Below are 12,703 nucleotides of genomic sequence, written 5' to 3' on the forward strand. Positions count from 1 at the left end.
CCGGCGGCTGCTCCGGCACCGAGCGCCGCCGAAGCTTCTGCATTCCTTCTCATCCCTCATTGGACCTGTTGGACCCAACAGGTTTTACCGACCCATCGACGGCCCTCCACGGCCCTGGGAGGGCGGCTGGCGGTGGTAGCCGGCCGACTCCTGCGCCCGGGCCCGGGACTGCTCGGCGGCCGCGCGCTTCTGCTCCACGATGTGCGAGCGGCGGGCCTTGGTCTCGATGTCGTGCAGTTCGGGGTACCTCGTGGCAATGGTCTTGCGCAGGGCCCGCTCGGCCTGCCCAGCCGCCACGGCCGTCCGGCTCTTGGCGGCCGCGTCGGTGTACTGGGTCACCTCGCCCTTCAGGCGGGCCAGCTTCTGGGCGTCGCGGCGGTCCAGGCGCATCTCGACGTCAGGCAGCCGCTCGCGCATCGCGGCCAGCCGCGCGGTGACGAGGTCGATGTCCCTCGGCGCAGGCTTGTCGGCATCGAGGTCGCGGAACTGCCCGGCGAAGGGGCTCTCCCGGACCAGCTTCCACGCCTCATCGCGGGCCGTGTCTGCCGCGTTCGCAGCCCGGCTCGCCTCCGCCCGCAGTGCTGCGCACTCGGCGGACACGTCGCTGATGTCGGCCTCCAACTGCTTCAGGGTGATCTTGGCGCGACGCCGCTCGAAGAAGCCCAGGTCTCGCTTGGGCTCCAGGTACTCGCGCAGATAGGTGTCCCTCTGCTCCGCTTCCTTCCGTGCGTTGAGGGCGCGGCCGGCCTCTTCGGCCGCCTCCTTCGCCTTGGCCTCCGCCTGGTCCAGCACGGTGGCGGCCGCGGCGACGAACGCCTGCCCACGGGTCTGCCCCGACGCCTTCTCCTCGGCGAGGCGCTCCTCAAAGGCGCGGGCCTCCTCCGCCGTCTGCGCCGCGGCGCGCTCGGCGATCCCGGCCCGCTCGTAGGCCAGCCCGATCGCCCGGGCCAAATCGGCGTCCGACCGCCTGCCGTACGGCCGAGTCCTCCAGGACTGCACGGACGCCATCTCCCGCCGGCGCTGGGCCTCTGCCAGCCGCTTCTCGCTGGCGGTCCGCTCCCGCGCGTCGTCCTCGGTGGCGGGCTGCACCTGCACGGCGACGTCGTCGGCGGCCGCGGTGTCCCCCTGGGCCTCGGCGGCGGCTCGCAGCGCCTCCTCCTGCGCCTGGCGCGCGAGGCCGGGGGAGACGGCGGTCGCCGCCCGGGCCCGCCGCAGCGCGGCCTCGGACTCCTCGCGAGCCTGGGCGACGGCCCCCTCGCGGGCACGGGCGGCGGCCTCGTCATCGCGTACGGCCTGGACGGGCACGCGGGCGGGGGCCGGTGGTTCGCGCAGCAGGTCGGAGATCATCGAATCGCCCCGGTCCTGCCCGAGGAACTTGGCGAAGGCGGTGACCGCTCGGTGCAGCCGTTCGGCCTCGGTGCGGGCTTCGCCGAGGCGGGCCTGCGTGTCGTCGTCCTCGATGGCGGCCAGGGGAAGCCACAGGTGGTTCTCGGCGCGGCCGCGGGTGATGCCCGGGTAGACGGCAAAGGCGTTCGCGCCGTGCCCGTAGAGCAGGCTCACCTCGCTGGTGAGGCCCTGGCTCGCGGCGACCGTCATGGCGTAGCCGAGGGAGAGGGCGCCGGAGCTGAGGGCCTTCGGCTCGTACCAGGCGGACACGGTCTCGCTGGTCTTCTTGTCGCGCCAGGTGATCTCGACGCGGTGGTCCTCGTCGATCGCGGTGACCACGGCCCGGTAGCCGTTGAGGACGTCGGGGCCCTCGCCGCGGCGGCTGCGGTAGTCGTTCTGGCGCACGCGGACCAGGTCGCCCACGGCGAGGGTCAGCTCCGCGCCGCCGGACAGGGCGTAGCGGTGCTCCGCGCCGAGCTCGCCGCGCTGCCGGCGGATCTGCTGGGCCCCCGCGTTCAGCACGTCCACATCGTTGTTCTTGGCGGCCAGCACGGTCACCGAGTCGATCAGGTCGTGCGGGTCACTCCAGCGGCCGCGCACCTCGTCCCAGGTGGTCAGAATCTGCCCGTGTGCCTCGATGGCGCTCTCGGTGGCGTGCACCCGGCCGGTGTCGGCCAGGATGCGCAGGGCCTGCTCGTGGTCGCCGGTTCGCCACACCTCCAGGGCGGCGCGCTCGGCGTCGTTGCGCTGACGCCGGTTCTCGGTGAGGACCAAGCCGCCGACGAGCCGGTGGACCTCCTTGAACCATCCGCCCGGGCCGATCGCCTGCATCTGCTGTGGGTCGCCGATCGCCACCAGCTTCGTGCCGGTGCGCTGCGCCTCCGTCATGAGGACGGCGGCCTGCCGGTCGTTGGACATGGTGGCCTCGTCGACGACCAGGACGTCGATGCCGGTGAGCCCTTGGCCGTCGCGGATTTGCTGGAGCCAGGAGGCGATCGAGCGGGCCGGGATGCCCGACGCATCGTCCAGACTCTTGGCCGCGACGGCGGACACGGTGGCGCCGGCGTAGGTGTGGCCGGTGGCGTCCCACGCGATCCTGCACGCCTCCATGAGCGTGGACTTGCCGGTGCCGGCGGCGCCGATGTGCGCGTCGATGCCGTGCCCGGCGGTTAGCGTCCGTGTGATGGCGGCGCGCTGTTCGTCGGACAGGGCGAAGCCGTTGGCGACCTCGAAGACGGACATGGCGGCCGCGGCCTGCTCGGCGGTCAGGTTCACCGCGCCCTCGTCGAACCGTGCCAGGGCCTGGCCGGTGACGAGCTCCTCGGCGTCGAGGATGTCGCGGGTGGTGTAGCGGTCCATCGACGACATGACGGTGGAGCCGACGTTCGGCAGGCGCACTGCGTACCCCTCGACGGCGAGGACCTGGTCCGCGAGTTCGTCCAGGAGGCCCGGCTCGGCGCCGATGCCGAACTCCATCGCCGTCGCCACGGCGGCGAGCAACTGCGCGCGGGAGAACGACTTCTCCGACGCCGTCAGCCCGGTCTCGGGGTCGAACACGATCCGCGCGAGGTCGTCCGGACCGGGCCGCTGCGGGCCGCCGCCGGGACCGTCGATGCCCGCACCGCCGTCGCCGTCGGGCGGCCCGGGCGCGGCGGCCGCCACCATCGCGTCGACGTCGCCGACGACCGCCTCGGCGCGGGTGCGCCAGCTCGCCCTCATCCCGGACGCGTCGGCGTCGACCTTCGCGCGACGGGTCTCGTCGGCGAGGCGCTGCCGGTCCTCCCGTGAGGCGTCCGTGCCCACCCGCTCGTCGAGTGCGATGTGCCGGCGGGAGAACGCGTCGCGCAGCTCCTCGGGGACGTGCCGGATCTCCCACGCGCGGGTCTCCGGGTTGTACTCGCGGCGCACGCCGAACGTCTCGTACGTCAGATCCCGCACCCGCGCCTTGAAGTACGCGTCGAGGGCCTTCGCGTGCCGGTGGAAGTCTTTCCCGCTGTTGGCGACGGCCCGCCACTCGCCGTCCTCACACAGGGCCATGTTGGCGATCGTGACGTGGACGTGTAGGTGCGGGTCTCCCGGTTCGCCCGGCGTCACCGGACGTGCGGCGAGGTGTTCCACCGACCAGCCGAGCAGACCGCCGGTCGCGATGCGCACCTTCTCCCCGTCCTCGCCGGTGACGGAGTAGCCGATCCACTCCTCGGCCTGGCGGACCGTGTCGTCCTTCGCCCGCTGCACCAGCTCCCGGAACGTGCGCTCGTCGAGGTCGCGCATGAGCGCGGACACCGTGCTGTCGGACTTCGGCAGATCGAGCACGAGGTCCCATCCGCGCACGCGGGTGTCGATCCGCTTGCCCATGCTCGCCCACGCCCGTTCGACCGTCTCGGTGCCGTAGACGTCGGCGAGGTCGAGGCCAGCCGCGCGGGCGAGCTTGTGCAGCGTGCCGACCTGGAGCCGCTGCCCCTCACCGAACCGGTGCACCATCCGCTGCTGGGTGGCGAGCTCGCGCTGCTGCTTCGGCTTGCCCTCCAACAAGTCGGTCGGCTCGATACCCTTCTCGGCGGCCAGCGCCTCGATCGCCTCGGTCAGCCGCACCACCGTCAGGTGCGCGTCGGGATGGACGCGCACGGAGGCGGTGGAGGCGAGCAGCCGGGCGCCGGTGGCGGGGTGGCAGCCGTTCATGATCCGGCGTGCGGCGTCCTTCGCCTCGTCGTCCAGGTGCTCGCCCGCCGCGTACCCGAAGGCGCTCATTCCGCTGCCGACCCACACCAGGTGGCCGTCGCCCTCCGGTCTCAGCCGGTAGTCGACGGCGGCGTCAACCGAGTCGTCCAAGACGAGGGTCTCCGCGGCGTCGGCCTCGACGACACCGCATCCGGCCTGCTCGCGCAGCCGGTACTCGACCTGCGCGTCCGCCTTGATCTTCGTCAGCCAGGCCATCCGGCCGCCCTCCCCGCTTGTGCGCTTGTGCGCTGTTCGGCCCGGCCGCGCCGGACCTCCCCCACCGGGGGAGGTCCCTTTGTGCCTAGGACTTGTTTGATCTTGAACCCGTTGGACAGGTGATCGAGTCAGCCACAGGGTTCATTGACAGTAGCTCGTGATCGGAGGTTGCCGAAAAGGCGTCTGGCCTGGTGGGGCGGCTGGCTCGGTACAGGTCTGCCAGGAGGTCTGTCGGCAGGCCTGCGGATGGGTCTGTCGGGCGGGGAATCCGGCCCGGGGGTCGTCCGCGATTCGCGGACGTTTTCCCCTGAAGGCGACTACGGACGGTGGTCGGCGGTCGTCGCCGCGGCGAGTCCGGCGGGGGACGGGCGCGCCGCCGGGCGAACGTCGCTGCCGTCGGCTACGGTCCCCTTCCCGGTCTCCGGCGACGGTCCCGGCGCCCCCGACGACGGTCCCCGCCTCGGCCCCCGGGCGACCGCCCCGGCGGCCCCAGGACGGTCCCCGTCTCCGTCCCATGACGGTCCTGGCGCACCTGCGGCGCACACGCGCTTTGCCTGCGCTTGGCGTTCTTCCGGGACCGTGTTCCGCGCGCACTTTGCCCCTGCTTTACCCGCTGGTCGGCGCGGTTTCGTGACCGCTCGGTCCCCGATGTCGTCCGTCCGGTGCACGGGGACCGGGCCCCGATGACGTGCTACACGGTCCCCGCGCACGGTCCCCGAAGGGTCGTCAGGGGGGACGGTCCCCGTGTCGGATCGTCAGCCGCACCGTCCCGTTCTGCTCGGTCCCCAACGCGTCCGGGGACCGGTCCCCGGATATGCCGAAGCCCCCGGCCGCAGGGTTCGCGGCCGGGGGCTTCAGGGTGTCATTCGAGGCGGAGCATGACGACCTCGTGCGGTTCAGCCAGGCGGGCAGTGCGCCGGGGGCGGGGTGGCACACCTGCAGCGCGGCGTACAGGACGCCGGGCAGGTGGATGCTCACGCGTCGCGGACCTCGATGCCGGCCCCGTCGACGGGCGGGCGGACGACGACGGACAGCCGCACCGTGCTGTCGTCGAGCGTGGCGAGCTGCACGGCGTGGTGGGTGCCGTCGGCGGTGCCCGTCGCCTCCGGGTCGAGCGCGGCCGCGGGCAGGTCCATGCTCCCGCCGTGGTGCATCAGGACGGCGATCAGCATCCGGTGCGACATCTGCGCCGGGTCGGGCAGGCCGGTCACCAGTGGCCGCCCTCGGCGCCGATGAGCTTGGCAACGCGGGGCCCGGCGATGTCGTTGATGCCCGCGACCGCGACGGCGACGGCCTGCTTGGCGTCGTCGATCAGCAGTTCCTCGACGGGCCACTTCCCGGCGGGCTGGTGGAGCTCCCAGCCGTCCGCCGGCAGGCGCAGGGTGGCGGACAGCAGCAGGGCGGGCTTCGACTCGTCCTCGGGGTCCTGCAAGCGGCTGGGGCCGTCGGAGGAGGAGTACCGGTCGGGCTCCCAGTCGCGCATGGCGGAGTACGGCGGGCGCACGTTCTGCGCGAGCTGACCGTGCTGGACGGGGGTCTCGATCACGACCAGGAGGCCACCGTCCTCCTGCGACTGGGTGAGCCGTACGGAGCCGAGGTCGGGTCGGATGCGGACGTAGCCGGGGGACATGATCGGCCCGGTGCCGACGTTCCAGGCCCACACGAGGAACGCCTTGGGGTCGGCGCGGTCCTCGTCCCACAGGTCGTTCATGTGCTGGGTGAGGTAGCGGCCGAAGCGGGAGTCGAGCGGGGCGCCGGAATCGCCCATCTCACGGTCGTAGTCGTCCGCGACGCGGACCAGGGTGGTACTGGACCAGGTGGTCACTGGGTGCTCCTCAAGAGGGAGCGGGGCCGGTTTCGGCGGCCCTGCCGGGGTCGGGTCGGTGGGTCAGCCGCCGTACGGCTGGTGCTGCAGGCTGCGGGGCGCGACGGCGCGGACGAGGTCGGTCAGGGCGCGGGCGGTCGGGTCCTGGGCGGCGGCCGCGAAGACGGCCGGGGCCTCGTCGACGACGAGCACGACCGGGGGCCCGGGCGTCTGCCCGAGGGTGGCCACCCGCGCGGGTGGCCTCGCTCAGCAGCTCCAGCACGGCGTGGAGGTTGGTGGTGTCGGTCATCGCGGGGGCCTCTCAGCGGCGGAAGACGTTGCCGAGCTCGCCGCGGACGAACGCGCGGACGACTTCGGCGACCTGGGAGGCGCCGGCCTGGGAGGCCGGGGCGACGATCGACATGACGGACGCGCCGTCGGCGGCGAACGAGAACGCCCAGCCGCCGTCGCTGTAGATGCGCACGTCGATGTCGGCGTCACCGTGGAAGCCGCCGCGCGGGGTGTCGGGGCCGCGGTCGACGATGACGCCCGGGCTGCCGGGCCGGGTGGTGAGACCGAGCTCGTTCAGGGCGCTGGTGAGGTGGCCCTGGAGAGCCATGACCTGCTCGTGGGTGCGCTCCGGCTTGGGGGCGCTCTCGTACTGGCGGGAGACGACGTCGATCGTTCCGCCCGCGAGGTCGCTCACCCATCCCCACTCCGCGGGGGCGACGCCGTGCTTCTCGCCGGCGGCCCACAGGGCGGTGAGGAGTTCGGCGGCGTGCTCCATGACGCTGGTCACGTACAGGGCGCGGCGGCCCTTGGCGGCCTTCTCGACGGCGGCGTACGCCTTGGTGGAGAAGGCCGGGCCGGCGGCGGGGCTGTCGGTGGTGGACATGGTTTCCTCTCCTGGGGCCCGGGGCCGGTTTCGGCGGCCCCGGGCTCATGCTGTCGTGCCGGGGTGACAGTGCGGGCGGGTTCGCCCGAACGCTCACTGTTGGGAGTGTTGGGTCTAACAGGTCTGACGGAGGTTGACCAGGGAGGTGCGGGCCCGGGCCAGGCGCTGCCCGGCGTAGTCCTCGACGTACGCGGCGGCCTCGTCGATGTCCTCGGCGGCGGCACTCTCGGGCAGGTCCTCGCCGGTGGCGGCGATCAGCCCGCCGAGCACGACCAGGAGGCCATCGGTGCGCCCGTCGTGCAAGACCTCCAGGAGTACGGTGCGCCCCTCGGGGGTGAGGCCGGCGGTCGCGGCGGTGAGCCGCTGCAGGGCGGTGTGGGCGTCGGCGGCCGCGCGGCGGATCCGCTCGGCCTGTTCGGCGCTCACTGGGCGCGGGCCTTGGTGCTGGCGACGGCGGCGGCGAGCGTCTCCCAGGAGTGGTGCCAGCTCTGATCGAGGCAGTACGCGCCGTTCATCCCGAAATCTGCCAGCTTGTAGAAGCGCTCCTTGCCGGTCGTCTTGGCGAGGCGCTGCAGGAGGCCCTGGGGCACGCGGCGGTCCGCGGCGTAGTGGGTCAGCCCGCTGACGGCGAGCGCGGCGGCGACGGCGGCCGGGTGCAGGCGGATGCCGAGCAGGCGGGTGCCGGCCACCAGGACCAGGCCCTGGGTGGCGCTGTACTGGAGGACGTGATGGAGGCAGGCGCGGCGGCCGCCGGCCGTGCCGACGGTGACGGTCGTGCCGTCCTCGTGCTTGTAGGTGACGGGCGCCTCGTCGGTGGCGCCCTTGCACTGGGCATCGAAATCCGACTGGCCCCAGTGGTCCGCGTGGTCGGCCGCGGCACGCATCAGGGCATACGCGGCGGCGAAGGCGACGGAGCGGTGGTTCATTCTGGTGTCTCTCCTCGGTTCTGCTCTGGACGGGGAGCCGGGGGCGGCCGGTCGCTTGGCCGTGACGGTCGCCCCCGGATCACGGGCTTTCGATTCAGTCGGTTTCGACGTAGCGCTTGATCTGCTTGCGGATGTGCTCGCGGGAGAAGTCCAGGTGCGCGGCGGTGGCAGCCTGGGTGAGGTTCTTCGCCTTGATCTCGGCGGCGACCGCGCTCCAGTAGGCGCGGTGCGCGGCCTCGATGGCCTCGTCCCGGGCGGTGGCGGCGGCGTCGAGACGCGTCTTCGCGGCGGTGGCCTCGGGGGTGTCGGGTCGGGTGGGGGACATGGTGATCGGCTCCGTCTCGGTGTGAGGGACGATGGGGCTGCCCCCTGCTCCGACCTGGAGCGGGTCGGGCGGATCCGGGGCGGGCGGCGCGTGGTGGGTAGCCGGTGGCCGCCCGCCCCGGGGGTCAGAGGGTCTTGGGCTGGGGCTTGCAGTTGTGGCCGAGGGCCAGGTCGAGGACGCGGCCGACGCGGTCGGGGTAGTCGGTGACCTGCACCTTGAGACCGCACTTGCCGCACGAGTACGTGGCGGTCTTCATCGGGGTGGTCAGGCGGGCGAGGATGCGGCGGATCAGGTCGATGAGCTCGGTGAGCATCGTTGCGGGTCTCCTCGGGTACGTCGGGACGGCTCGGGCGTGGTCAGTTCAGGGCGAGGGCGGCGGCCAGCGCGAGGACCAGGAGGACCAGGGCGCCGGCGGTGATGTCGATGGCGGCCTTGAGCGCGCGGTATTTCGCGGCGGCGATCTGGGAGAGCTTGACGACGCGCTCGGCGCTGCGGTCGACGGCGAGGTCGGCGCGGACCTCCTCCGGCGTGCAGGTGGCCCAGTGCAGGTACGAGCCGCGCACGTTGCCGTCAAGGCGGGGGCGAATGACCAGGACGACGACGAGCATCGCGGCTACCAGGCCGACCGCGCCGAGGCCGACGAGGATCGCGGCCGGGACGGGCAGGTCGTGGCCGGGAACGGCGGCGACCAGCACGGCCAACGGGATACCGAAGGCGGCGAGCAGGGCGGACGCCTTGCTGTCGGTCCGGGCGATCTCGCCGACCACGTCGGTGCGGGCCTGCAGGAGCCTGGCGTCGGCGGCGGCCCGGCGGCTGATCAGCTCGTCGAGGCCCGAGGCCTGCGGCGCGGTCTGCGGCTGCTGCTCCATCAGGGCGGCTCCTTCGTCTCGGTCGGTGCGGGCCCGCTGCCCACACCCACAGAATGCCAACTCAGAGTTGGCCGCGTCAATACAAAGTTGGCCAACTTATAGTTGCCTAATTGGCCAGGGCGGACCTGTTAGACCTAACAGGGTCAACTGCCCCTGAAGTGCGAAAGACCGCCTCCGAGGCGGGGGGGGGCGGCCCGGAGGGAGCTGCGGTCACGCGTAGGGGTCGGCGTCGGCGCGGACGGCGGGTCGGACGACGGGCCGGCGGGTGAGCGGGCGGGCCGCCGGGTGGCCCCACTCGTGGCCGCAGTCGGCGCACCACCACACCCGCCCGCCGTCGTCCTGCTCCTGCCACAGCACGTCATCCCCGTCGCACTGGGGGCACCAGTGGCCAGGCGGCTTCCGTCGGCGTATCCGGTCCATCAGCGTCACGGGTTGATCTTCGACACGGTGGAGGTGACGCCGTTGATCCCGTCGTGGATCTGCGGGGCCACGGTGGTGCCCGCGAGGAAGAAGCCGAACAGGACGGCGACCAGGGCGGCGGGCCACTTGAGGTGACCGCCCCGCATGAGGACGGCGAGCACGATCGCCAGGAGCAGGACGAGCGAGAGCGAGAGCTGCACGGCAGCCTCCTTCGGTTCGGCGAGCGGGGCCGCGCCCGCGCCGGACAGGCCGGGGCGGGCGCGACGAGTGGGTTGGACCTGTTGGGGCTAAAGGACCTGCAGGGTCGCGGTGAGGGGCGCGAGCAGTCGCACGGTCAGCCCACCTTCCGGATCTCGTCGCTGCGGACCAGGACGGGGGCGATCCAGATGCTGATCCGGTCGACGGTCCAGCGGTAGCCGGTCAGCGGGCCCGGGGGGACCTCGTCGAGGATCCGGCCCGTCTTTCCGATGGCCCTCGGGTTGTCGTCGCACGAGATGAACTCCACGATGTCTCCGGCGTCGAACACTTTTCCTCCTGATCAGGGGCGGTTGACCCCGTTGGTTCTAATGGGTCTGACCTTTTCGGGGTGGGCGCTGGCCCCGGGCCCCGGTGGGAGCGGCCCGGGGCCGTGCATGGCCGGCATGGGGTGCTCCAGGTGGATCGGGGAGGATGGATGTCCCCCCCTGCTCCGCCTGGAGCGGGTTCGGAGGCCCGGGGCGGCCGGAGTTCCTTGGCCGGGATGGCGGCCGCCCCGGGGCGAAGTCAGCGGCGGCGGCGCGGCTGGGAGCCGCCCATACGGCGCTGGGGGGCGCGGACGCTGCCGGAGACTGTGCTGGTGATCACGTCGAGGTCGTCGGTGAGGGCGGCCTCGGTGGCGGTGATGTCGATGTCGCCGGACATCGTGCTGGCGCTGAGGTCGCCGCCGGTGGTGGCGTGGGCGCGGATGTCGCCGCTCATGGTCTTGAGCCGGGCGGAGCCGCCGAAGTCGGCGATCGTGATGTTGCCGCTCATGGTGTTGCCCTCGACAACGTCGGTGCGGCCCAGGCGGATGTCGCCGCTCATGGTCTTGGCGTCGATGAACGCGGCCTTCTCGACCCGGACGTCGCCGGACTGGGTGTGGGCGGCGACCTTGCTGACGTGTCCGGCGCGGACGTCGCCGGACTGGGTGTCGCCGCTGACGTTGAGCACCGCGCCCTCCGTGACGATGTCGGCGGAGTGCGTGCGGCCGACGACCGAGCTGCCCTCGGGCACGACGGCGGTGATCCCGATGGGCGAGCTGCCGTTGATGACCGTGGCGCCGCCGGAGCCGCTGACGCGGACGCCGTTGACGACGACGTCGCCGCCGACGATGGTCATGCCGGTCACCGAGCCGGTGATGGTGCCGAAGGACTGGACGACGGACGTTCCGCGGCCGCCACCGGTGATGATCGTGGTGCCGCCGCCGGTACCGCCCTTGCCCTGGACGCTGGCGTGCAGGGTGGTGCCGGATTGGCGGAGCGTCGCCGCGCGGACGGCGTCGGCGGCGTCGCCCTCCTCGTCGGCCGTGCTGATGGTCAGGGTGGCGTGCTCGCAGTTCGCCTCGGCTCGGACGGTGACGAGGCCGCCGTGGCCCAGCAGGGTGGCGTCGATGGTGACGGGGCCGGCGGTCTCGGCGGTGAGCTTTCGCGTGGTCACAAGGACTCCTTGGTGTCCGTTTCGCGGCTCCTGGTTGGGGCCGCACCTCCAGAATGCCAACTTTTTGTTGGCATGTGAACAGTTCGCCAACTTTTAGTTGGCCTTTTTCTATTAACGCAGGTCAGAGCAGGTCAGTCCTGTTGGCCCTAACAGGACTGACCCGGGCTGGGGCTGGGCTCTCCGGCGCTGTCAGTCGTCGTCGGAGCCGGTGTCGCGCATCTTGCGTTCATGCCTGCGCTCGCCGGACTTGCCGGCCTCCTTGACCCCGTCGCGGGCCAGGCCGATGCCTTCCTTGCCGAGGTCGGCGGCGGAGCCGACGATGCTGGCGGCGGACCCGGCGATCTGTCCGGCGGCTCCGGCGGTCGCGGCGATGGCGCCGAAGAAGGCGGTCATCGCGCCGCCCCCGCCGCGCGGCACTCGGGCAGGGGCCGCGGGCGCGGCGCTCTTGCCGTTCTGGGCGGCGGCGAACGCCTGGGCGGCCTTACCGCCGCCGGCCTGGGCTCCTCCGGCCGCCGGGGCGCCGAAGGAGATGATCTGCGCGTCGACGGCCTTGCCGGTGGGCAGCTTGCCGCGCACCCGGCCGGTCTTGCCTGGGGCGGCGAGCGCCTGGAGCTCCTCGCGGGTCACCTGGGCGACCGGGAAGACGCATTCGGCGGGCTTGGCCTTGCGGCCGTCGTCGCCGCGCGGGCGGTGGGTCTGCCCGCAGGTGCCGACGACCCCTGCCGGGGTGACGTAGAGCTTGATGACCTTCGAGGGCCATCCGGGCTGCGCCTCGGGGCAGTCGACCCGGTGGCCGCCGAAAGACGGGCGGCCCTTGAAGATGATCTGCAGCGGTCCGGCGGCGGCCATCAGTTCTCCTTCCAGGTGCCGGTGCCGGAGAACTCGAACGTGCCCGACTTCTTGCGGCGGCCGCCGAGCAGCACGCGCAGGACGACCAGGCCGATGACGCCGACGCCGATGACCTTCAGCGCGGTCAGGGTGGCGGCCCACACGCCCGCGGCTGCCGCGCTGATGCCCGCGCCGATGGCCGGGCCGTAGATCGCGGCCCCGGCGGCGATGGCTCCGCCCGCGGAGAGGTAGAAGACGGCCTTGACCTTGCGCTGGTTGGCGGTGAGCCACTCCGGCAGGCTGCGCCGCTCGGTGGCTCCCTTCTCCGCCCGGGCCGGGGTGCCGGCGGGGGTGAGCGGGGCGAGGGGGACGACCTCGTACTCGACGCGGCTGCCGCCGTCCGGGGTGGTGTGGTGAACGGTCTTGAGGGTGTAGCCGGGCGGCGGGACCGGCACCGTGGGGGCGGCCGGGGCGGCGGCCGGGCTCGGGGTGGTCTCGAAGGCCGACTCCAGGAGCTTGGCCTCCGCCAGGAGCTGGTGGACGTGGTCGGCGGTGGTCGGGTCGACGGTGGACTCGTTCACGGCAGTCTCTCCTTCGGTCCGGGCAGCGGTGGGGGTGGAACGGTCGGCGGTAGGCATGATC

At 72.7% G+C, this 12,703-nt stretch carries 16 protein-coding genes; all 16 read right to left on the minus strand.

The genetic code is table 11. The annotated features are described in order from the left end of the window. Nucleotides 1-84: 84 nt before the first annotated feature. The 16 genes from mobF to ACZ6X9_RS33555 all read right to left on the minus strand — a co-directional run bounded on the left by mobF (nucleotide 85) and on the right by ACZ6X9_RS33555 (nucleotide 12,642). On the minus strand, nucleotides 85-4,320 hold the full coding sequence (gene mobF / locus ACZ6X9_RS33480; RefSeq protein ID WP_469781820.1) for a MobF family relaxase: 4,236 nt from the start codon (nucleotides 4,318-4,320) through the stop codon (nucleotides 85-87). 974 nt (nucleotides 4,321-5,294) lie between these two features. Further along, nucleotides 5,295-5,531 (minus strand): pRL2-19, encoded by a 237-nt coding sequence (locus tag ACZ6X9_RS33485; protein WP_469781821.1) that lies wholly within the window; start codon nucleotides 5,529-5,531, stop codon nucleotides 5,295-5,297. Further along, nucleotides 5,528-6,145 (minus strand): hypothetical protein, encoded by a 618-nt coding sequence (locus tag ACZ6X9_RS33490; RefSeq protein WP_469781822.1) that lies wholly within the window; start codon nucleotides 6,143-6,145, stop codon nucleotides 5,528-5,530. Before ACZ6X9_RS33490 ends, ACZ6X9_RS33485 begins: the two co-directional genes overlap by 4 nt. A gap of 63 nt (nucleotides 6,146-6,208) precedes the next feature. Next, entirely contained in the window at nucleotides 6,209-6,373 is a 165-nt protein-coding gene (locus tag ACZ6X9_RS33495) for a hypothetical protein (RefSeq protein ID WP_469781823.1), read from the minus strand. 73 nt (nucleotides 6,374-6,446) lie between these two features. Beyond that, entirely contained in the window at nucleotides 6,447-7,019 is a 573-nt protein-coding gene (locus ACZ6X9_RS33500) for a hypothetical protein (protein ID WP_469781824.1), read from the minus strand. A 114-nt stretch (nucleotides 7,020-7,133) separates the two neighbouring features. Then, nucleotides 7,134-7,445 (minus strand): hypothetical protein, encoded by a 312-nt coding sequence (locus ACZ6X9_RS33505; protein WP_469781825.1) that lies wholly within the window; start codon nucleotides 7,443-7,445, stop codon nucleotides 7,134-7,136. After that, nucleotides 7,442-7,945 (minus strand): hypothetical protein, encoded by a 504-nt coding sequence (locus ACZ6X9_RS33510; protein ID WP_469781826.1) that lies wholly within the window; start codon nucleotides 7,943-7,945, stop codon nucleotides 7,442-7,444. Before ACZ6X9_RS33510 ends, ACZ6X9_RS33505 begins: the two co-directional genes overlap by 4 nt. Before the next feature lie 94 nt (nucleotides 7,946-8,039). After that, a complete protein-coding gene (locus ACZ6X9_RS33515) occupies nucleotides 8,040-8,270 on the minus strand; it encodes a hypothetical protein (RefSeq protein ID WP_469781827.1) in 231 nt (76 codons plus the stop codon). 124 nt (nucleotides 8,271-8,394) lie between these two features. Continuing rightward, a complete protein-coding gene (locus tag ACZ6X9_RS33520; RefSeq protein ID WP_469781828.1) occupies nucleotides 8,395-8,583 on the minus strand; it encodes a hypothetical protein in 189 nt (62 codons plus the stop codon). 43 nt (nucleotides 8,584-8,626) lie between these two features. After that, nucleotides 8,627-9,139, minus strand: coding sequence for a Pycsar system effector family protein (locus ACZ6X9_RS33525; RefSeq protein ID WP_469781829.1), 513 nt, complete (start codon nucleotides 9,137-9,139; stop codon nucleotides 8,627-8,629). Nucleotides 9,140-9,349: 210 nt separating this feature from the next. Continuing rightward, a complete protein-coding gene (locus tag ACZ6X9_RS33530; RefSeq protein WP_469781830.1) occupies nucleotides 9,350-9,568 on the minus strand; it encodes a hypothetical protein in 219 nt (72 codons plus the stop codon). Beyond that, the gene (locus tag ACZ6X9_RS33535; protein WP_469781831.1) at nucleotides 9,565-9,759 is read right to left on the minus strand and encodes a hypothetical protein; all 195 of its coding nucleotides are present in this window, start codon (nucleotides 9,757-9,759) and stop codon (nucleotides 9,565-9,567) included. The genes ACZ6X9_RS33530 and ACZ6X9_RS33535 overlap by 4 nt, the downstream gene beginning before the upstream one ends. 134 nt (nucleotides 9,760-9,893) lie before the next feature. After that, nucleotides 9,894-10,085 (minus strand): hypothetical protein, encoded by a 192-nt coding sequence (locus tag ACZ6X9_RS33540; RefSeq protein WP_469781832.1) that lies wholly within the window; start codon nucleotides 10,083-10,085, stop codon nucleotides 9,894-9,896. A gap of 236 nt (nucleotides 10,086-10,321) precedes the next feature. Continuing rightward, nucleotides 10,322-11,233 carry a DUF4097 family beta strand repeat-containing protein gene (locus tag ACZ6X9_RS33545; protein ID WP_469781833.1) on the minus strand — a complete coding sequence of 304 codons (912 nt, stop codon included), beginning with the start codon at nucleotides 11,231-11,233 and terminating at the stop codon, nucleotides 10,322-10,324. A 189-nt stretch (nucleotides 11,234-11,422) separates the two neighbouring features. Next, nucleotides 11,423-12,082 carry a hypothetical protein gene (locus ACZ6X9_RS33550; protein ID WP_469781834.1) on the minus strand — a complete coding sequence of 220 codons (660 nt, stop codon included), beginning with the start codon at nucleotides 12,080-12,082 and terminating at the stop codon, nucleotides 11,423-11,425. Continuing rightward, complete coding sequence (locus tag ACZ6X9_RS33555; protein ID WP_469781835.1) at nucleotides 12,082-12,642, minus strand: hypothetical protein; 561 nt, start codon at nucleotides 12,640-12,642, stop codon at nucleotides 12,082-12,084. Before ACZ6X9_RS33555 ends, ACZ6X9_RS33550 begins: the two co-directional genes overlap by 1 nt. Between the last annotated feature and the right edge of the window lie 61 nt (nucleotides 12,643-12,703).

The organism is Streptomyces sp. NPDC052910, assembly GCF_055585605.1.